The organism is Microbacterium sp. DMC48 (assembly GCF_056313825.1).
In genome coordinates this window covers 16115-36059 of the sequence record NZ_JBQUZN010000004.1, presented here as the reverse complement: position 1 = coordinate 36059, position 19945 = coordinate 16115, and the positions used below count along the sequence as shown (strand labels likewise).

At 69.1% G+C, this 19945-nt stretch carries 15 protein-coding genes and 2 riboswitches; of the genes, 7 read left to right on the top strand and 8 right to left on the bottom strand.

Annotated elements, in window-relative coordinates:
* Nucleotides 1–52 precede the first annotated feature (52 nt).
* The gene (locus tag ACT53O_RS05345) at nt 53–1795 is read right to left on the bottom strand and encodes an ABC transporter ATP-binding protein (RefSeq protein WP_039415815.1); all 1743 of its coding nucleotides are present in this window, start codon (nt 1793–1795) and stop codon (nt 53–55) included.
* 62 nt (nt 1796–1857) lie between these two features.
* On the opposite strand from ACT53O_RS05345, the gene ACT53O_RS05340 reads away from it, so the two are divergent.
* Nucleotides 1858–2466, top strand: a complete 609-nt coding sequence (locus ACT53O_RS05340) for a hypothetical protein (protein WP_476151545.1) — start codon at nt 1858–1860, stop codon at nt 2464–2466.
* Nucleotides 2467–2478: 12 nt separating this feature from the next.
* Here the strand turns inward: ACT53O_RS05340 and ACT53O_RS05335 are convergent, their stop codons facing one another.
* From ACT53O_RS05335 to ACT53O_RS05325, 3 genes are all read right to left on the bottom strand, one after another.
* Nucleotides 2479–3537 carry an ABC transporter permease gene (locus ACT53O_RS05335; protein WP_476151544.1) on the bottom strand — a complete coding sequence of 353 codons (1059 nt, stop codon included), beginning with the start codon at nt 3535–3537 and terminating at the stop codon, nt 2479–2481.
* Nucleotides 3537–5042 carry an ABC transporter permease gene (locus tag ACT53O_RS05330; RefSeq protein ID WP_052241305.1) on the bottom strand — a complete coding sequence of 502 codons (1506 nt, stop codon included), beginning with the start codon at nt 5040–5042 and terminating at the stop codon, nt 3537–3539. Before ACT53O_RS05330 ends, ACT53O_RS05335 begins: the two co-directional genes overlap by 1 nt.
* Nucleotides 5043–5199: 157 nt before the next feature.
* Nucleotides 5200–6987 carry an ABC transporter family substrate-binding protein gene (locus ACT53O_RS05325; RefSeq protein WP_112931272.1) on the bottom strand — a complete coding sequence of 596 codons (1788 nt, stop codon included), beginning with the start codon at nt 6985–6987 and terminating at the stop codon, nt 5200–5202.
* Nucleotides 6988–7142: 155 nt separating this feature from the next.
* Here ACT53O_RS05325 and ACT53O_RS05320 point away from each other — a divergent pair, with 155 nt between their 5' ends.
* Both ACT53O_RS05320 and ACT53O_RS05315 read left to right on the top strand, forming a co-directional pair.
* Nucleotides 7143–7931, top strand: a complete 789-nt coding sequence (locus tag ACT53O_RS05320; RefSeq protein ID WP_135949036.1) for a CPBP family intramembrane glutamic endopeptidase — start codon at nt 7143–7145, stop codon at nt 7929–7931.
* A 229-nt stretch (nt 7932–8160) separates the two neighbouring features.
* Entirely contained in the window at nt 8161–9141 is a 981-nt protein-coding gene (locus tag ACT53O_RS05315; protein WP_476151543.1) for a hypothetical protein, read from the top strand.
* Between the two features lie 170 nt (nt 9142–9311).
* Here the strand turns inward: ACT53O_RS05315 and gcvP are convergent, their stop codons facing one another.
* From gcvP to ACT53O_RS05295, 4 genes are all read right to left on the bottom strand, one after another.
* Nucleotides 9312–12185, bottom strand: a complete 2874-nt coding sequence (gcvP, locus tag ACT53O_RS05310; protein ID WP_476151542.1) for an aminomethyl-transferring glycine dehydrogenase — start codon at nt 12183–12185, stop codon at nt 9312–9314.
* Nucleotides 12182–12565, bottom strand: coding sequence for a glycine cleavage system protein GcvH (gcvH, locus tag ACT53O_RS05305; RefSeq protein ID WP_039415831.1), 384 nt, complete (start codon nt 12563–12565; stop codon nt 12182–12184). The genes gcvP and gcvH overlap by 4 nt, the downstream gene beginning before the upstream one ends.
* Nucleotides 12562–13740, bottom strand: coding sequence for an aminomethyl transferase family protein (locus tag ACT53O_RS05300; RefSeq protein WP_476151541.1), 1179 nt, complete (start codon nt 13738–13740; stop codon nt 12562–12564). Before ACT53O_RS05300 ends, gcvH begins: the two co-directional genes overlap by 4 nt.
* A gap of 53 nt (nt 13741–13793) precedes the next feature.
* Nucleotides 13794–13895: riboswitch (glycine riboswitch) on the bottom strand.
* 1 nt (nt 13896) lies between these two features.
* A riboswitch (glycine riboswitch) is annotated at nt 13897–14003 on the bottom strand.
* Nucleotides 14004–14060: 57 nt separating this feature from the next.
* Nucleotides 14061–15245, bottom strand: a complete 1185-nt coding sequence (locus ACT53O_RS05295) for a MarP family serine protease (protein WP_135949194.1) — start codon at nt 15243–15245, stop codon at nt 14061–14063.
* A gap of 149 nt (nt 15246–15394) precedes the next feature.
* Between ACT53O_RS05295 and ACT53O_RS05290 the strand changes: the two genes are divergently transcribed.
* Genes ACT53O_RS05290 through nadC form a run of 4 tightly spaced genes read left to right on the top strand, consistent with a single transcriptional unit; the run spans nt 15395 to nt 19939 of the window.
* Entirely contained in the window at nt 15395–16141 is a 747-nt protein-coding gene (locus ACT53O_RS05290) for an NUDIX hydrolase (protein WP_112932857.1), read from the top strand.
* Nucleotides 16138–17460 (top strand): quinolinate synthase NadA, encoded by a 1323-nt coding sequence (nadA, locus tag ACT53O_RS05285; RefSeq protein ID WP_112931266.1) that lies wholly within the window; start codon nt 16138–16140, stop codon nt 17458–17460. Before ACT53O_RS05290 ends, nadA begins: the two co-directional genes overlap by 4 nt.
* A complete protein-coding gene (gene nadB / locus ACT53O_RS05280; RefSeq protein ID WP_476151540.1) occupies nt 17457–19061 on the top strand; it encodes an L-aspartate oxidase in 1605 nt (534 codons plus the stop codon). The genes nadA and nadB overlap by 4 nt, the downstream gene beginning before the upstream one ends.
* Nucleotides 19055–19939, top strand: a complete 885-nt coding sequence (nadC, locus tag ACT53O_RS05275; protein ID WP_039415840.1) for a carboxylating nicotinate-nucleotide diphosphorylase — start codon at nt 19055–19057, stop codon at nt 19937–19939. The genes nadB and nadC overlap by 7 nt, the downstream gene beginning before the upstream one ends.
* The last annotated feature ends 6 nt before the right edge of the window (nt 19940–19945 follow it).

Here is a 19945-nt window from a genome sequence, read left to right as displayed (position 1 = left end):
ATTCTACAAGCCGGATGCCGCGGCGTCCTCCGCCGCGCCCCGCGCCGCTCGATCAGGCGTGCGCGGCGGCATCCCCCGGTGTCTCATCGGCGTCCACACCGGCAGCGAGATCGGCCAGACGCTTGTCACGGCGCTCACGCTGGATGTCGGGGTCGGGCACCGGCACGGCTGCCAGAAGACGCTTGGTGTAGGCCTGCTGCGGGCGACGCATGATCTGGTCGCGGGTGCCGACCTCGACGAGAGCGCCGTGGCGCATGACCGCGATCCGGTCGGCCAGCTCATCGATGACGGCGAGGTCGTGGCTGATGAACAGGCAGGCGAACCCGCGCTCGCGCTGCAGATCCTTCAACAGCTCCAGAACCGTGGCCTGCACGGAGACGTCGAGTGCGCTCGTGGGCTCATCGGCAACCAGGACCTTCGGGTTGAGAGCGAGGGCGCGGGCGATGCCCACGCGCTGCTTCTGCCCACCGGAGAGCTCGTGCGGGTAACGAGATGCATAATCGCGCGGCAGTCGCACGGAGTCCAACAGCGCTCGCACGCGCTTGTCGAGGGGCGCGCCCTTGATCTTCTCGGACAGCTTGATCGGCTCGGCGATCGAGTCGCCGATGGTCATCCGAGGGTTCAGCGAGCTCGACGGATCCTGGAAGACGATGCCCACCTCGTGGTGGAGGGCGTGCAGCTGCTCGCGGTTCGCTTTCGAGATATCCATTCCGGCCACGGTCAGGCGTCCGGAGTGGATGGGCAGCAGACCGATCGTGGCGCGACCGATCGTCGTCTTGCCCGAGCCGGACTCGCCGACCAGGCCCAGCACCTCGCCCTGGTAGATCTTCAGGTCGATGTGGTCGGCCGCACGGAAAGCCGGCACCCGACCGCGCTTCGGATACTCGATCGCGACGTCGTCGAACGACACCACCACGGGAGTGGACGGGGTGGCAGCATCGGGAGCCTGCAGATCCTCGGTGGTGATGCGCGGCACCGCCGACAGCAGCGCCTTCGTATACGGATGCTGCGGGTCGGCGAAGACGCTCGCGACCGTGCCGGTCTCGACGATGTCGCCCTGACGCATCACGACGATGCGGTCGGCCATGTCGGCGACGACGCCCATGTCGTGCGTAATCAGCAGGATGGCCGAGCCGAGACGGTCCTGGAGCTTTCGCATGAGCTCGAGGATCTCCGCCTGAACGGTCACATCCAGCGCGGTCGTCGGCTCGTCCGCGACCAGCAGCAGCGGGTCGCACGACAGCGACTGCGCGATCATCGCGCGCTGACGCTGGCCGCCGGACAGCTGGTGCGGGTACGAGTCGAAGGCTTTCTGCGGGTCGGGAAGCTCGACCAGCGTCAGAAGCTCGACGGCCCGCGCCTTGGCCTCCGCCGGAGACACGCCGAAGTGCTGGCGCAACGTCTCCACGATCTGGAACCCGACCGTCAGGACCGGGTTCAGCGCCGTCATGGGCTCCTGGAAGATCATCGAGATCTGGTTGCCGCGGATCTCCTGCATCTCCCGAGGCTTCATGCCGATGAGCTCGCGGCCAGCCAGCTTCGCACTGCCGCTCACGCGGGAGTTCTTCGGCAGCAGGCCCAGAAGCGACATCGACGAGACGCTCTTTCCCGACCCGGACTCACCCACGATGGCGAGCACTTCGCCGGCGGCGATCGAGTAGGAGACGTGACGTGCGGCGGGCACCCAGTACCCGTCGACGCCGAAGTCGACGTTGAGGTCGGTGACCTCGAGCACCGGACCGCTGTCCGGCTGGTGCGCCTCGGTCGTGGGCAGCATGCCGCGGGAGGTTCTCATCGGCGGTTTCCTTCTGTTGTGCGTGCGAACGGACTCGTGGTCCGGAATGCGACGATGGGGTAATGACAGATGACGAGCGCCTGTACCGATCGACCACGAACACCGTGATCGCGATCGGCGCATGGGTGGCTGTGACCGCCGGTGCGGCGCTGGTGGTTCTGCTCGGCGCGACCCGGTCGACGCAGCAGCTGTGGGCTCTGGTGCCGCTGGCGCTGATCGCGCTGCTGGTGGGCGAGCTGTTCTGGCGTCCGCGCATCGTCTGGGACGAGCAGTCCATCACGCTCGTGAACCCCTACGCGACCACGACCGTCCCGTGGACGATGGTCGTCGACATCGACACCCGCTTCGCGCTGACCGTGGTGACGCCCTCGCGTCGATATCGATCGTCCGCGGCGCCCGCGGCCGGCGCACTCACCATGCCGCGCGGAGGCCGTGACAGCCTCGGACCCGACCAGAGGGGCGGCGTCCTGCGCAAGTCCGACGCCCTCGGAACCGATTCCGGTGACGCCGCGTATATCATCCGGGGAGCATGGCATCGGCTCGTGGAGAGCGAGGCCATCCCTCTGGGCCGCGCGGGAAGCGACCGCGCCCGCGTGCACGTGCACGTCACCGCCCTCGCGCTGAGCCTGCTGCTGGCCGCGGCGACCGTTCCGGCGCTGCTGAACCTCTGACGGCATCCGGTCTTACTCCGGATCCTGCAGGGTAGGCGTGCCGGTGCGCGGGTTCTGCGCCGCGGCATCCATCAGGCTCGTCGGAGCGGCGACATCGGGCTCGACACCGCCGGCGCGCTCCTTCGTGCGACGACGGGAGAACCGACGGCTGCGCGGGTCGAAGGCCTCGCGGAGGGCATCGCCGAAGATGTTCGCCGACAGTGCCAGCGTGACGATGAACAGCGCCGGCCACCAGAACAGCCACGGCCGCACGGTGAAGGCCGACTGGTTGACACCGATGAGCAGACCCAGCGAGACGTCAGGAGAGCGGATGCCGTAGCCGAGAAGCGAGATCGCCGCCTCGAGCAGGATGGCACCGGCTGCCAGGAGCGATCCCGACACGATGATCACACCGGTCGCGTTCGGAAGGATGTGCCGGAAGATGATGCGGGCATCGGAGGCGCCGGCCACGCGGGCAGCCTCGACGAACTCCCGTTCGCGCAGCGAGAGGAACTCACCGCGGACGAGACGCGCGATCACCATCCAGCTGAAGAACCCGAGCATGGAGCCCAAGACCCATACGCCGACCGCGCCGGCCCAGTTACCGACGACGGCGGCGATCACGATGGCGGGGATCACGATGAAGACGTCGGTCAGGCGCATGAGCACCGCGTCGACCCAGCCGCGGAAGTAGCCCGCGATCGCGCCCACCGTGACACCCACGATCAGCGCGATGCCCGTGATCAGCACCATGGCCACGAACGAGTTCTGGATGCCGCGCATGGTCATCGCGAAATAGTCGCGCCCGATGCGGTCCTGACCGAAGGGGTGGTCGCCGAGCGAGAACGGGAACAGGCTCAGAGTCGGCTCTCCGCCGTTGACGCTGTTCGACAGGTCGTACCAGTTGTACTTCCACCAGCCGGGAATCGGGCCGAGCCCGACGGCGCTCGTGGCGAAGGCCACGACTGCCAGGAGGACGATGGCGGCGATGAGGCCGACCTTCTGGGAGAGGAAACGGCGCCAGATGATCCGGCTCTGACTGATCGAGCGCTCTTCGACGTCGCCGGGGGTTTCTGAGATGGTGCTGGACATCAGCGCACCCTCACTCTCGGGTCGAGTGCCGCGTACGCGAGATCGGCAAGGAAGTTGAACAGAATGGCCATGAAGGCGATGACGATGAAGTAGCCCATCACCGGGTACAGGTCACCGGGACCCAGCGAGCGCTGGAAGAGCGCACCCATACCGGGGATCGCGAAGATGAACTCCGTGATGATGGCTCCACCGAGCAGCCCGCCGAGGTCGGTCGCCACGAGCGTCGTGATCGGGATCAGCACGTTGCGGAATGCGTGGCGGACGACGACCACCCGCTCGGGCATGCCCTTGGCGCGAGCGGTGCGCACGTAGTCCTGGCTGAGCACCTCGATCATGCCGGCGCGGGCATAACGCGTGTACCCCGCGAACGAGATCGTCAGCAGCGAGATCGTCGGAAGCAGCAGGTGGAAGAAGACGTCCAGACCGACGCGCCACATGTTGTCGGGAGCGTATCCCGGCGTCGAGGAGCCGACGGTGGCGATCGGGCGTCCGTTCATGTCCTCCATGTAGCCGGGGAAGGACTGCATGAAGCGGTCGATGAGGATGATGACGCTGATGATCACGGCGACCAGAACACCGATGCGCATGTTCTGGGCGCGGTCATCTCCGCCGACGAAGAAGCCGGCCGCGAAGCCGACCGCCAGCGCCACGACGAAGAGGATGCCGATGGTGGCGAACGTGGACACGTCGAACAGACCCTGCAACGCGAAGTAGCTGATGATTCCGGCGACGGCGACGATGCCGGCCGTCAGCAACGCGCGGCGCTGGTGGATGCCGGCGATCAGCACGGTCACACCGAGGGCGGCACCTGCGCTCAGCACGATGACGCCGACCGGGCCGAACCCGGGCGTGAGGAACCAGCCGGTGACGCTCATGTAGATGAGCAGGCCCGTGGTGAGCACGAAGCTCGTGCCCCCGGACGTGAGGCGACGGCGGGTGTCACCGCCGACGACCGCCTGCACGATCAAGGCCACCACGATCCCGACGATCACCGCGACGACGATGGGGATGACGGGGTCTTGCAGGAAGTCGTTGAAGCCGATGGCGACGAAGTTCTTGAGAAGCGCGGCGGCCAGGAAGGACGGCAGGGAGTAGAGGAACAGGCTGAGGACGGTGAACGACACGTCGAAGCCGCTGTTCTCACGCAGCGCAGAGAGGATTCCGGTCGAGATGCCGAAGAGGATGGCCAGCAGCAGGGCCGCCGTGACCATCTGGATGGTGGACACCATCGCGATCGGCAGGACGTCGGTGACGGGGGCGCCCTGGAAGGTGGTGCCCAGGTCGCAGGCGTTCGCGAAGGGGATGAGGCACTTGGCCGCGCCGCCGACCCACATCGCCCAGCGAAGCGGAGGCGCGACGTCCAGGTTGGCGAGCTGAATTCGCGCTTCGATCAGCTGCTGCTTGTTCGGGTTGTTGGAAGAACGGAGGTCCTCGAGCGGATCCGTCGACAGAGCGACCAGATTGAACATCACGAAGGATGCCGCGAGGAGGATGAGGATCGACACACCGACCCTACGGAGAATGAAACCGACCAAAGGTCACTCACTTCGACGTGCGACGGGCGGGCGGCATCGGGTTGCGATCGCCTTGCCCATCGGTTGACAGACAGGGGCCAGGGTGGCGCCTTCGGGATCTACCGTAGACGCCACCCTGGCGTGGGTACTACTTGGTGTTGGTGCTCTGCTTGACGGACCACTCCCAGTTGTTCCAGATCGGACCGGTCTGGTTGCCCATGTACTTGACGCCGTCCAGCTTGCTGGAGACGCCGTAGATGCCGGGCGCCTGGAAGAGGGGCAGGCCGTAGCCCTCGGTGAACGCCGTCTTGTCGATGTTCAGGAGGAGCTGCGTCAGCTTGTCCTTGTCAACCGTGGTCTGCGACGCGATCGCGTCGTCGTTGGCAGCGGTGAACTTGTTGTAGTTTCCACCACCGTCGGTCGAGAACAGCTGCGGGATCTGCGCCGTGCCGATACCCGGGGAGATCCAGCCGAACAGCGACGCGTCGTAGTTGCCCGCCGACAGCAGGGTCGACCACTTGGGGTCGCCACCGTCGACGACCTGGAAGCCGGCCTTGGCCGCGGAGGACTGGATCGCCTGGAACTCGTCCACGCGGTTCGGGTTCTTCGTGTTGTAGAGGATCTTCACGGTCGGCGTCTTGCCGGCGAGGAGCTCCTTGGCCTTCGCGATGTTGTCGTCGAGCTTGGACGGGTCGTACTTGTCCGAGCCGTTCTGAGCGACCGTGGTCGCGTACTCCGACTGGCTGGGCAGCCAGATCTGCGAGTCGAGGACCTTGGCGTCGGGGTTGACCGGCGTCACGATCGCGTCGAGGATCTGCTGACGCGGAACCGTCAGGAGGAAGGCCTCGCGGACGGTCGGGTCCTTGAACACCTCGGAGCCGAAGTTCAGGTCGAGGTGGTCGTAGGAGACCTGGTCACCGGTCATGACCTGAGCACCCGAGACGGCCTCGAGCGACTTCTTGGTGTCGGCGGATGCCTGCGGGTAGACGAGGTCGACCTCGCCGTTCTGCAGAGCCGTGACCTGCGCGGCGGCGTCGCCGATGACACGCATGACGAGCTTGTCGATCTTCGGCGCGAGGTTGCCCTTGTAGTTGGGGTTGTGCTCGAACGTGAGCGACTGACCCGGCGTCCAGGCCGAGAGCACCCACGGGCCCGAGGTGACCAGGAGGTCCTTGTCGGTCGGGAACGACGTGATGTCGTAGCCCGTGTTGACGAAGTCCGCAGCCTTCTTCAGGGTGTCGTTCGCGGCGACGGGAGCCTTCGGGTCGCCCTTGGGCAGACCCTGGAGGAGCTTCGTCAGGTCAGCGGCCGAGGAGAGGCCGGCCTTCTTGGCCACGACGTGCGCGGGCTGCGCGATGGGGTTGAAGATCTCCCAGTCCACGTAGGGCTCGGAGTACTTCAGCGTGATCGACGTGTTGTCGTCGCCCACCTCGGGGAAGTCGGTCGAGTTGATGCCCGCCGTCGAACCCGCGATCTGGAAGTACTGCGTGCCACCCGTGACGTTGCCGTCCGCGTCGGTGGTCGCGTCATCGTAGTGGCCCGAGGCGATCGCCCACGCGAGCACCATGTCGTCGGCCGTGATCGGCTCGCCGTCGGACCACTTCAGGTCCTTCTTGAGCGTGTACTTCACGGTCAGCGGGTCGTCCGAGGTCTTCTCGTACGTGCCGAACGACTCGTCCTTGACGAGGTTGAAGCTGTTGTCCGGGTAGAAGAACCCGCCCGTGGTCAGGTAGACGTACTGACCGTTGGTGTCCAGGTTGCCCTGCGGCGTGTTGCTGTTCAGCGACGTCAGGTCGTTCACGATGGCCATCGTGACGGTGCCACCGGTCGGCGCAGCGTTGGTGGCGTTGCCGCCGCCGCTGGCCGTGCAGCCCGTCAGGGCGAGGGCGCCGGCCGCGGTGACCGCGGCAAGTGCTCCCCAGCGTGACTTCTTCAATTTTCCTCCTGGGTAAGGGATGGATGCGCAGGCGGGTGAAACACCCACGGCGCGGATACCGAAACCATAAGTTCTGATCAGCGTTGATCAAAACCGTTAGGGAAAACGTTACAGACCCTTAACTCAGTTCAGGGCCGATATGGCAATCTGACAAGGTGATCGATTCCGAGGCCGCCGAACTGCCAAGACTGAGGGGCACGCGCGCCCGGTTGTGGTGGGAGATCAGCATTGTGCTCGCTCTGTCGGTCGGGCGCTCGGCGCTGTCCTCGGTGCTCGCGCTCGTGCAGGCGCTGACGCGCGACCAGGCCTTGGGAGACCAGTCGACCTCGCTGAACCCGGGCGCGAACGCCGCCCAGTTCTGGGATGTCCTCAACCAGTTCCTGGCCCAGTTCTTCGCGTTCGCCCCCATCGCACTGGCGATCTACCTGCTGTGGGAGCCCGGGATCTCGGCGTTCCGTCGCATCGGCTTGGATTTCCGGGTTCTCGGGCGGGATCTGGGTGCGGGCGTGCTGCTCGTCGCCGTCATCGGCATCCCGGGTCTCGGCCTCTACGTCGCCGGTCGCGCGCTGGGGATCACCGTGCAGGTCGACGCCGCACCACTCGACTCGTCATGGTGGACGATTCCGTTGCTCCTGCTGGCAGCCGTGCGGGCCGGCCTCACCGAAGAGGTCATCTTCATCGGCTACCTGTTCGATCGTCTGCGGCGGCTCGGATGGGGAACGTGGACGATCATCCTGTCCACAGCGGCGCTGCGCGGCGCGTACCACGCCTACCAAGGGTGGGGACCGATCGCCGGCAACATCGCGATGGGAATCGTGTTCGGGTGGGTCTATCAGCGCTGGGGCCGCGTGATGCCCCTGGTGATCGCGCACACCCTCATCGACGTCATCGCCTTCGTCGGCTATCCACTCGCCGCCGCCTGGTGGCCCGGCGTCTTCGCCTGACCCCCCCTACGCTCCCGCGCCGGCCACCGCCCGGCCCGCACCGACCACCGCCCGGTCCGCGAGACACGCGTGGCGCACCGAGACACGCGCCGCACACCGGTGTTTCGGTGCACGGACCGTGTCTCGCGGAGCGAGCGGGGGTTCCTCCCCACATCGAGAGACGGTGGCGGCTCCCACGGAAAGCGGTGAGCAGCGGAGGCGGCGACTCATCGCCGGGTGCAATGGCGACATGCCAACCGCGATCGCTACGCCAGATGTCCGAGAGTGCCCGGCGCCGTTGATCACGCGAGGCGGCGAGCCGCACGTCGATCGCGCGGTGCGGCGCGGGGAGCTCGTTCGCGTGATGCGCGGGGTCTACGCGCCAGCGCGGCTGTGGTGGGACCTGCCGCCATGGGACCGCTACCTCGTTCGCGTCCATGCGGCTGCCCGCTGCTACCCCGACGTCGTCTTCGTACGAGAGTCCGCGGCCGCGCTCCGCGGGCTCCCCGTCTTCGGCGAACCGCCGCACGTCCATGCCGTCGCCCTCGGCTCGCGAGCGACGCATGCCGTCGGGGAGATCCGGCTGCATGCCGCCGAACGCCCGCCGCAGTTCGACGAGGTGAGCGGTGTGCTCGTCGCGACAGGTGCCGAAGTCGCGGTGGATGCCGCACGACTACGGCATCCCGCTGTCGGCCGCGCGACGGCCGATGCCGCACTCCGGGCCGATCCGCACCTCACCACCGGCCGCATGCGGGCGATGAGCGAGACCCACCCGTCCTCGCGAGGCCGCCGTCGCGCACGCGACGTGTTCGACCGCGCGTCGGCGGTTGCCGAGTCACCGCTGGAGTCCGTGAGCGCGACGGTTATCGAGGCGCTCGGTTTTCCTGTTCCGGAGATGCAGCGATGGGTGCGAGGTCCGGAGCCGGGAGAGGACGACCGCGTCGACTTCGCATGGCTGCGCAACGGCCATCTCGTGGCGGGAGAGGCCGACGGAGACCTCAAGTACAGCGGCGCCTTGGGCGACGCTCGTGTCGCACTCCGCGAACGGCGTGCTCGGGACGCGCGGCTGATGCGACGCGGAGTCCACACGGTCCATCACTGGACGTGGGCCGACGTGATTGCCCCGAGCCAACTCCGCGCGATCCTGTTGTCGGCGGGGCTGCCTCTCGTTCGACAGCCCGATCTCGGGCTGCTGGGTTCGCTCGACCGCGCCCTCCGCGGCCTGCCGTGACCGCACCCGCTCCGGCCGCTCCGGCCGCTCCGGCCGCTCCGTCCGCTCCGTCCGCTGCGTCCGCGAGACACCGCCCGCGCACCGAGACACCGGGTGTGCATCGGTGTCTCGGTGCGGAACGCGTGTCTCGCGGACCACACGGACCGCGAGACCGCGCGGGCCGCTCGGGGCTAGGCGAAGGCCTCCACGGGCGGGCAGGCGCAGACGAGGTTGCGGTCGCCGTAGGCGTTGTCGATCCGACGGACCGGGGGCCAGTACTTCGTGCGCACCAGGCTGTGCACGGGGTAGACGGCGAGTTCGCGCGGATACGGATGCGTCCACTCCCCCGCGATCACCGCCTCGGCGGTGTGCGGCGCGTTCACCAGTGGATTGTCATCGGCGGGCCAGGCACCCGACGCCACGGCATCCGCCTCGGCCCGGATCGCGATCATGGCCTCGATGAATCGCTCGATCTCGCCGAGGTCCTCCGACTCGGTCGGCTCAACCATCAGCGTCCCCGCCACCGGGAACGACATCGTCGGCGCATGGAAGCCGTAGTCGATCAGGCGCTTCGCGACGTCGTCCACACTCACGCCGGTCGCTTCTTTCAGGGGTCGCAGGTCGAGGATGCACTCGTGCGCGACGAGACCGTCCTCCCCCGCGTACAGCACCGGGTAGTGCTCTCGAAGGCGCACGGCGATGTAGTTCGCCGCGAGCACGGCCGCCCCGGTCGCCTCCCGCAGCCCCTCCGCACCCATCATGCGGATGTACGCCCACGAGATCGGCAGAATGGATGCCGAGCCGTAGGGCGCGGCCGAGATCGGTCCGCCGTCGAAGACGAACCCGCCCGCGTGCTCGGCGCGCTGGGCCAGCGGGTGCGAGGGAAGGAACGGCGCGAGGTGCGCCTTCGCGGCGACGGGGCCGACGCCCGGTCCGCCGCCGCCGTGCGGGATGGCGAAGGTCTTGTGCAGGTTCAGGTGCGAGACGTCGCCGCCGAGGTCGCCGAACCGGGCGAATCCGACGAGCGCATTCATGTTGGCGCCGTCCACGTAGACCTGCCCGCCGGCATCGTGCACCGCGGCGGTGATGTCCACGACGTCCTGTTCGTAGACGCCGTGCGTCGAGGGGTACGTGATCATCAGAGCGGCCAGCGCCTCTGCGTGTGAGGCGATCTTGGCGCGCAGGTCGCCGAGGTCGACGTTGCCGGCTTCGTCGCACGCGACGACGACGACCCGCATGCCGGCGAGGACGGCGGATGTCGCGTTGGTGCCGTGGGCAGAGGAGGGGATGAGGCAGACGTCACGCTGCTCATCGCCGCGGGAGTGGTGGTAGCCGCGGATCGCGAGCAGCCCCGCCAGCTCGCCCTGTGAGCCGGCGTTGGGCTGCAAGGAGACGGCGTCGTACCCGGTGATCTCCGCCAGCCACGACTCGAGCTGCTCGATGAGCACCAGGTAGCCCGCGACATCCTCGATCGGTGCGAACGGGTGAACGCGGGAGAACTCGGGCCACGACACCGCCGCCATCTCGGTCGCCGCGTTCAGCTTCATCGTGCAGGATCCGAGCGGGATCATGCCGCGATCGAGAGCGTAGTCCCGGTCGGCCAACTGCTTGAGATAGCGCATCATCGCCGTCTCCGAGTGGTGAGCGTGGAAGACGGGGTGCGTCAGGAACTCGTCCGCGCGCCGCAGCGACTCCGGCAGCGATGGGGCGCCGCCTCCCCCGGTCCACCCGAAGGCCCGCTGCGCGCGGCCACCGAAGACCTGGGCGAGCACATGCAGTTCGCTGACCGTCGTCGCCTCGTCGACGGAGATGCCGACGCTGTCACTGTCGCGGAACCACAGCTGGAACCCGCGCTCCCGCGCCGCGTCCACGATCTCACCGGCGCGGCCGGGCACCGACACGACGATGGTGTCGAAGAAGTCGTCGTGAAGCATCTCGTTGCCGGCTTCGACCAGCCAGTCACGCAGCAGGTGCGCCTTACCCGCGACCTCATCGGCGATGCGACGCAGACCGTGCGGACCGTGATAGACGGCGTACATCGACGCCATGACGGCGAGGAGCACCTGCGCGGTGCAGATGTTCGAGGTCGCCTTCTCGCGACGGATGTGCTGCTCTCTGGTCTGCAGCGACAGGCGGTACGCCGGGCGCCCCTCGGCATCCACCGAAACGCCGACCAGCCGTCCCGGCAGCTGGCGCTCGAGACCGGACCTGACGGCCATGTATCCGGCGTGCGGACCGCCGAAGCCCATCGGCACGCCGAAACGTTGCGTGGTGCCCACGGCGATGTCGGCGCCGAGAGAGCCCGGCGAGCGCAGCAGCGTCAGCGCCAACAGGTCGGCCGCGGCCACGACGAGGCCGCCCTGCTCCTGCACGGCGCCGATGACGGCGGACGGATCCCACACGCGACCGGATGCTCCGGGATACTGAACAAGGGCTCCGAACGCACCCGTCGCGCCGGCGGGCACCCCCTCGGCGGCGAGATCGGCTTCGATGATCTCGATACCGAGCGCCGCCGCACGGTGGGCAAGCAGCGCTTTGGTCTGCGGCAGGGCATCGGCGTCCACGAGGAACACGTTGCTGGTCGCCTTCGAGGCGCGGCGCGCCACGAGCATCCCCTCGACGACAGCGGTCGCCTCGTCGAGCATCGAGGCGTTCGCGGTCGCGAGGCCGGTGAGATCGGTGACCATCGTCTGGAAGTTGATGAGGGCCTCGAGCCGTCCTTGAGAGATCTCCGGCTGGTACGGGGTGTAGGCCGTGTACCAGGAGGGGTTCTCGAAGACGTTCCGCGCGATCACCGACGGCGTCAGCGTGTCGTAGTATCCCAGGCCGATCATGGCGCGCGCGGGCCGGTTCTGCGAGGCGAGCTCGCGCAGTTCTGCGAGCGCCTCGGCCTCGGTGGCAGCGAAAGGGATCGCGCTGTCGGCGACGGGTGCGGCATGGATGGATGCCGGGACCGCCCGCTCGACGAGGGCGTTCACACTCTCGTAGCCGAGCACGTGCAGCATCTCCGCCTGGGCGGCGGCGTCCGTGCCGATGTGCCGATCGCGGAAGGGCGCCGCGTTCACTCCTCGCCGCCCGTGAGTGCGACGTAGGCAGCTCGATCGAGCAGGGCGTCGACATCGGCGGGATCGACCTGGATCTTCACGAGCCATCCGCCCTCGAATGACCCGCTGTTGACGAGGGACGGGTCGTCCACGACGGCGTCGTTGACGGCGACGATCTCGCCGGACAGCGGCGCGTAGAGCTCACCGACGGACTTCGTGGACTCGATTTCGCCGCACACCGTGTTCGCGGTGACGGTGGAGCCCACCGCGGGCAGGTCGACGTAGACGACGTCGCCGAGCTTGTCCGCGGCGTAGTCGGTGATGCCGACCGTCGCGACATCGCCCTCGAGGGCGACCCACTCGTGTTCTTCGGTGTACTTGAGGGTGGTCAGGTCGGTCATGCGGTCCTCCGGTAGAAAGGCAGAGCGGTCACGGTCGCGGGGATCAGAGTGCCCCGCACGTCGATGAAGAGCGAGGTGCCCGGGTCGGCGAAACTCGGGGGCACGAAGGCCATCGCGATGGGGTGTCCGAGCGTCGGGCTCAGCGCCCCGCTCGTGATCTCACCCACCACGTTGCCGTCGGCATCCACCACGGCGTAGCCGGCGCGGCCGGCGCGACGGCCCTCGGCGACGAGACCGACCAGCACGGGCCGGTCGGTCGCGTCCACCGCGACGGCGGCCTTGCCGACGAACTCGTCCTTGTCAGCGGCGACGACGCGCCCGAGCCCCGCCTGGGCGGGCAGGATCGTGGTCGACAGCTCATGGCCGTGCAGCGGCATGCCCGCTTCGAGACGGAGAGTGTCGCGCGCGGCGAGCCCCGCGGGGACGAGTCCGAACGGCCCCCCCGCCTCGACCAGCGAGTCCCAGAGCGCGGGGGCGAGCGCGTTCGACAGCATCAGCTCGAAGCCGTCCTCACCGGTGTATCCGGTGCGGGAGATGAACAGCGGCTGGTCCTGGAAGCGCGCCTGCGACCAGGCGTAGTAGCCGAGGTCGGCGAGCGCGGGCTCCACGTCGGCGATGCCGGCGGTCGCTTCCACGATCTCGCGAGCACGTGGACCCTGCACCGCGATCAGCGCGGTCTGATCGGAGATGTCCTCGACGACAGCGGGCTCGGTGCCGACGACGAACCCGAACACGCCGTCCGCCGGCACCTCCCGGCCGGATCGCACGATCTGCGCCGCCCGATCGACCCGCGCCGCGAACGCCTCCGCGACGAGCGCGCGGTTGCCGGCGTTCGAGATGACGAGGAACCGGTCGTCGCCCGTGCGGTAGACGATGACGTCCTCGATCACGCCGCCGTTCTCGTCGAGCAGAAGCGAGTACTTCGCTTTGCCGACCTTCATGGTCGAGATCCGCCCGGCGAGCGCGTAGTCGAGGAAGGCCGCGGCCCCCGAACCCGTCACGAGGAACTCCGCCATGTGCGAGATGTCGAACAGTCCGGCAGCCGTTCGCACCGCGTGGTGCTCGGCGAGATCGGACGTGTAGCGCACGGGCATGTTCCAGCCACCGAAGTCGGTGAAGGCGGCGCCGAGCGCAGCATGGCGATCGGCGAGTGCGGTGGTGCGGAGGTCTGACATGAGTTCTCCCCGGGACATCGGGCGGGCGGATGCCGGGACCGGCAGCCGGGAACTCCCCCTCTGTCATCGGCCTGAGAGTTTCGCCGGGCCCGCTTGCGCGGAACCGGCTTTCACCGTCGGCGGATCCCCCACTGCGGGATCGCTTTCCAGAGCGGCCGGACGCGAGCGGTACGCGGACCTGAGAGATTGGCGGGGAGGCTTGCTCCTTCGGTGCCCGGATCCTCGAGAAACGCTGGATGCCGGGGCTCTCCCGCACACGTCATGCGGCCTGTCTTCAGTTGCCCTGTCAGCATAGCGCCTGGCTCGACGCACATCAGCGGCTAGCGCGTGCAGCGTCCCGATGCGACGGTCGGCGAGTCGGCCGTGACCCGATCCAGCTCCGGGCGCAGCACGGTGGTCGTGGTCGCGTAGCCACGCCCTTCGCCGTCCGCGCCGCGGGCGAAGACCACGCCGACGACGTCGCCGGCAGCATCCAGCAGCGGGCCGCCGGAGTTTCCCGGCTGGACGTCGGCCTGCAAGGCGTAGATCTCCCGCGGATTCACCGACGAGTCGTAGATGTCGGGCACGGGCACCGACGACACGGACAGAATCCCCGCCGACACGTTGGTGAACGGGCCGCCGTGCGGGTATCCCTGCACGGCGGCCTGCGTTCCGGCGGCAGCGGGGTCGGCGATGGTGAGCGGGGTCGCCGGCAGGCCGCCGATCGAGAGCACGGCGAGGTCGTTCACCGGATCGAAGAGGACGATGCGCCCCTCTCCCGCACGACCACCGGGCAGTTCCACGACGGGCGTGTCCACTCCCGCAACGACGTGGGCATTCGTCACGACCAGTCCCGGCGCGGCCACGAAGCCCGATCCCGTCATCGAGACCCCGCACGCGTAGGCGGTGCCGCTCACCCGGGCCACGGATGCCGCAGCGTTCTGCAGCGCGGGGTCGTCGAGGCTGATCGGCGGATCGGTGGGGGTGACGATCGCGCCGATCGCCGCCTCCAGCCGCGGCAGGCCGTCCGAGAGCAGCGCACCACGCGCCTGGGCCAGCGCGTCCTGGACCGGCGGGGGTGTGATCGCCTGCAGCGCACCGACGACGCGCGAGGAGGCGACCGCCGACGACACGTAAGGGATGCCCGCGGTCGCGAGCCCCGAGGAGACGAGCACGAGAGCCAACGCGGCGGCCACGGTGGTGAGCACGCCACCGAGGAAACGCTCGAGTCCGCGCAGTCGCGCGCGGTCGACGCCGCGACGAATGGCCATTCCGATGGCGGCGCCGGCCGCGGTTCCGACGACGACGAGCCCGATCGCGGCGGCGGCGAGCGCAGCGGTGCGCCAACCTCCGGAGGGGACGACGGTGGACAGCCACGGGGTCACCAGAGGCAGCAGCCAGAGAGCGGCGGCCGCGCCGCCGATCATCCCGATGACGCTGCCGAGGCTGGCGAAGAAGCCGCGCGCCAGACCCGACGCGAGGGCGAGAAGCAGCGCCACGACGGCGATGATGTCGACGATCAGCACGGGGACCTCCGCGCTCACCGTAGCCGCTGCGGCTCCGCGATTCCTGCACGAATGCTGCCGGTCGAGCGTCGACGGGATTTTCGGCGGCGCTGCCGGTTTGCCCTTCGAGTCCGGATGACTCTAAGATCGACGACGAGGTTATGGTCATCATGACAAGAACAAGTTCCCCGACCGATACGATTCGCGTCGCCGTCTCGACGGTCATCTTCAGCCTGCGCCGCGACGAGTCGGGACGGCTCGCCGTCGTCCTGCCGCTGGTGCGTCGCACGCGCGACCCGCACGACGGTCTCTGGGCGCTTCCGGGTGGCTGGCTCGATGCCGCGGAAAACCTGGAGGCAGCCGCGTCGCGGACCCTCGCCGAGACGACCGGACTGGCTCCGAGCTACCTCGAACAGCTCTACGCGTTCGGCGACGTCGGCCGCGCGCCCGGGCGCGTCGTGTCCATCGTCTACTGGGCACTGCTGCGCGAAGGCGCACAGCTGCCCGAGGACGCCCACAACGTGAGGTGGTTCGACGCGGCGCACCTGCCGGCCCTCGCGTTCGACCACAACCACATCGTCGACTACGCGCTGTGGCGGCTGCGCAACAAGGTCGGCTACAGCCGGATCGCGCACGGGCTGCTGCCGGAGCTGTTCACCTTGTCGGATCTGCGCGAGGTGTACGAGGCGATCCTCGAACGCGATCTGGACCCCGCCAACTTCCGCCGTCAGGTGGAGAACTCGGCGACGCTGATCCCCACCGACGCGTTTCGCACCGGCAGCCACCGACCCGCACGTCTGTATCGCTACAACCACGATGTGGAGCTCGCCGACCGCGGGCCCCTGCCACCCGACCCGGACCGCGACGGCGGCGCCGCGTCCGCACCATCCGCCCTTCCCGAAGAGGTCACGATATGAGCGCCACCTTCCTCACCCTCCAGCCCCGTCCCGGCGACGAGATCGACCCCAGCGTCGACCACGGCATCCAGGCCATCGTCTCGGGTGCCTCGACGGCCGAGACCTGCAACACCGATCTCGCGGCAGGACCGTGGGACTTCGATGCGCGGCCTGGATACGGCCCCGGCTCGTCGATGGGCGACGTCATCCCCACCGGCGCGCCGCGTCAGGGCGAACTTCCCGCGGAGTACCGCGCGGCATCCGAGGACGAGCTGCACGCACGCATCCGCGCGGCCAAGGCTGCCCTCGGCGAGCGCGTCGTCGTGCTCGGCCACTTCTATCAGCGCGAGGAGGTGGTCACGCACGCCGACTACGTCGGAGACTCGTTCCAGCTCGCGAACGCGGCGCTGGAGCACCCCGATGCCGAGGCCATCGTGTTCTGCGGCGTGCACTTCATGGCCGAGACCGCCGATCTCCTCTCCCGCCCGGAGCAGGCCGTGATCCTTCCCAACCTCGCCGCCGGCTGTTCGATGGCCGATATGGCCTCCATCGACGACGTGGAGGAGTGCTGGGAGCAGCTCGAAGACATCTACGGCGATCTGACGGCCCCCGACGCCGACGGCCTCGTCCCGGTGATCCCGGTCACGTACATGAACTCCTCGGCGGCGATCAAGGGGTTCGTGGGCCGACACGGCGGCATCGTCTGCACGTCCTCGAACGCGCGCACCGTGCTCGAATGGGCGTTCGCACGGGGGCGTCGCGTCCTGTTCTTCCCCGATCAGCACCTCGGACGCAACACCGCGAAGGCGATGGGGGTGCCTCTGACGCAGATGCCGATGTGGAATCCCCGCAAGCCGCTCGGCGGATCCAGCGAGAGCGCGCTCGCCGACGCGCGCGTCATCCTCTGGCACGGGTTCTGCTCGGTGCACCGCCGTTTCACCGTCGACCAGATCGAGAAGGCCCGCGCCGATCACCCGGGCGTGCGCGTCATCGTGCACCCCGAGTGCCCGATGGCCGTCGTCGACGCCGCCGACGAGGCCGGCTCCACCGACTACATCCGTAAGGCCATCGCCGCCGCCACCGAGCCGACGACCTTCGCGATCGGCACCGAGATCAACCTCGTGCAGCGACTCGCGGCGCAGTTCCCCCAGCACGAGATCTTCTGCCTCGACCCCGTGGTGTGCCCGTGCTCCACGATGTACCGCATCCACCCCGGCTACCTGGCCTGGGTGCTCGAGCGCCTCGTCGCCGGCGAGGTCGTCAACCGCATCACGGTCGCCGCCGACGTCGCGGACCCGGCGCGCGTCGCCCTCGAGCGGATGCTGGCGGCGAAGCCGTGAGCGCGGACGCACCTGACGTCGTCGTGGTCGGCTCGGGGATCGCGGGCCTCACTGCGGCGCTGCACGCCGCCGCCTCCGGATGCCGCGTGACGCTCGTCACGAAAGACGTGCTCGAACACGCCAACACGCGGTACGCCCAAGGCGGTATCGCCGGCGTCATGTTCGACGACGACAGCGTCGCCGCACACGAACACGACACGCTCGTCGCGGGCGCGGGGCTCAGCGACCCCGCCGCCGTCCGCGTCCTGGTGGCCGAGGGGCCCGAGCGCATCCGCGAGCTCATCGCGCTCGGCGTCGCCTTCGACCGCGGCAGTGACGGCGCTCTCGTCAAGGGGCTCGAGGCGGCACACTCCTACCCGCGGGTGCTGCACGCCGGGGGTGACGCGACCGGGAGTGTGATCGAGAAGGCGCTCGTCGCGCGCGTGCGCACGAGCGGGGCCCGTGTCATCGAGCACGCGTTCCTCGTCGATCTCATCCTCGACGGCGACGGGCGCGCGGCCGGCGTCGATCTCCTCATCGGCGATGCGCGGCGCGAACAGATTCCGGCGGATGCCGTCGTGCTGGCGACCGGCGGAATCGGTCAGCTCTACGCGCACACCACCAACCCCGCCGTCGCCACCGGCGACGGCATCGCCGCGGCCGTACGCGCCGGCGCGAATGTGTGCGACCTGGAGTTCGTGCAGTTTCACCCCACCGTCCTGTCGGTCGACGGCGCCGAGCCCTTCCTCGTCTCGGAGGCCGTCCGCGGCGAAGGTGCGGTCTTGCGCGACCAGGAGGGGCGGCGCTTCATGCTCGACATCCACCCCGACGCCGAGCTCGCGCCCCGCGATGTGGTCGCCCGCGCGATCGCCGCGGTGATGGACGAGCAGGGCGGCGAGCCGGTGCTTCTCGACGCGACCGGCCTGGGCCTCGCAGCCGCCGGTACGGGCTCGGCGCGCAAGAAGGCGGCTGCCTTCCTGCGACGCCGCTTCCCGACGATCGACGCCGCCGTGCGCGAACGCGGGCTGGACTGGTCGCAGGAGGCGATTCCGGTGACGCCGGCCGCTCACTACCTCATGGGCGGCGTGGCCACCGACCTGTACGGACGCACGAGCGTCCCGCGACTGTATGCGGTGGGCGAAGTCGCCCGCACCGGCGTGCACGGCGCGAACCGACTCGCCTCCAACTCGCTGCTGGAGGGCGCCGTGTTCGGCGCCCGTGCCGGTGACGCGATCGTGGGCGACACCGACTCCGCAACCTGGCCGGTCGTCGGCGGTTCCCGTGCGACGACGGCCGTCGTCGGCGATCCGAACGCGGCCGATGCGACGCCGTGGCACCGAACGGCGCTGCAGATGCTGATGTGGGAGCACGCCGGACTCGTGCGCGATGCGGCGGGGCTCCGCCACGCCGCATCCGTGATCGACGACTGGCGGGCCGCGCAGCACCCGCCGCACCGGGAGGCCGATTTCGAGGACGCCAACCTGCTGCTCGTCGCGGCCTGCCTGGTGGATGCCGCGCTCGCGCGGACAGCGTCGGTGGGAGCGCACGCGCGCCGCGACGACATGCACACGGGCTCACCGTCCGTCCCGGCTCTCCCCGAGCTCCAGGCGTCGGCATGCTGACTCCACGCCAGATCGAGCGCGTGGTCATCGCCGCCCTCGAGGAGGACGCGCCGTGGGGCGACGTCACCAGCGAGTATCTGATCCCGGCGGATGCCGCCGCCACGGCCGACCTGGTCGCGCGCGAGCCCGGTGTCTTCAGCGGCGGCGACGTGTTCGCGGCAGCGTTCACCCTCACCGACGCGGACATCACCGTCGATCTGGCCGTTTCCGATGGCGCCGCTTTCGGAGCGGGTGATGTGCTCGCGACCGTCAGCGGGCCGGCACGAGGCGTGCTGACGGCTGAACGGGTGGGCCTCAACCTCGTGCAGCGCATGAGCGGCATCGCCACGCTCACCGCCCGCTACGTCGACGCGGTCGCAGGCAGCGGCGCGCGCATCGCGGACACGCGCAAGACCACTCCGGGATTGCGGGCACTGGAACGTCACGCCGTCCGCAGCGGCGGCGGCCACAACCACCGCTATTCGCTGTCGGACGCGGTGATGGCCAAGGACAACCATCTCGCGGTGCTGACCGCCGACGGCGGTGATCTGACGGGCGCGCTGCGCCGTGCGCTGGCGGCGCTCCCCCACACGACGCATGTCGAGGTGGAGGTCGATCGACTGGAGCAGATCGAACCCGTCCTCGCCGCCGGCGACGGCACCGCGCGTGTCGGCACGATCATGCTCGACAACTTCACCCTCGACGACCTCCGCGCGGGCGTCGCGCTCGTCGCCGGACGCGCCACCGTCGAGGCGTCGGGCGGAGTGAGTCTGCGCACCGTGGCCGACATCGCCGCCACCGGTGTCGATGTGATCTCGGTGGGCGCCCTGACGCACTCCGCACGCGCGCTCGACCTCGGCCTGGACGCGCGCGTGTCGGGCGCCGACGTCGGAGCCTGACCGGAG

What these genes read in the sequence shown, in the direction of transcription:
- ACT53O_RS05345 (WP_039415815.1), bottom strand. Translation starts at nt 1,795, where the DNA reads ATGAGAACCTCCCGCGGCATGCTGCCCACGACCGAGGCGCACCAGCCG.
- ACT53O_RS05340 (WP_476151545.1), top strand. Translation starts at nt 1,858, where the DNA reads ATGACAGATGACGAGCGCCTGTACCGATCGACCACGAACACCGTGATC.
- ACT53O_RS05335 (WP_476151544.1), bottom strand. Translation starts at nt 3,537, where the DNA reads ATGTCCAGCACCATCTCAGAAACCCCCGGCGACGTCGAAGAGCGCTCG.
- ACT53O_RS05315 (WP_476151543.1), top strand. Translation starts at nt 8,161, where the DNA reads ATGCCAACCGCGATCGCTACGCCAGATGTCCGAGAGTGCCCGGCGCCG.
- gcvH (WP_039415831.1), bottom strand. Translation starts at nt 12,565, where the DNA reads ATGACCGACCTGACCACCCTCAAGTACACCGAAGAACACGAGTGGGTC.
- ACT53O_RS05300 (WP_476151541.1), bottom strand. Translation starts at nt 13,740, where the DNA reads ATGTCAGACCTCCGCACCACCGCACTCGCCGATCGCCATGCTGCGCTC.
- ACT53O_RS05290 (WP_112932857.1), top strand. Translation starts at nt 15,395, where the DNA reads ATGACAAGAACAAGTTCCCCGACCGATACGATTCGCGTCGCCGTCTCG.
- nadA (WP_112931266.1), top strand. Translation starts at nt 16,138, where the DNA reads ATGAGCGCCACCTTCCTCACCCTCCAGCCCCGTCCCGGCGACGAGATC.
- nadC (WP_039415840.1), top strand. Translation starts at nt 19,055, where the DNA reads ATGCTGACTCCACGCCAGATCGAGCGCGTGGTCATCGCCGCCCTCGAG.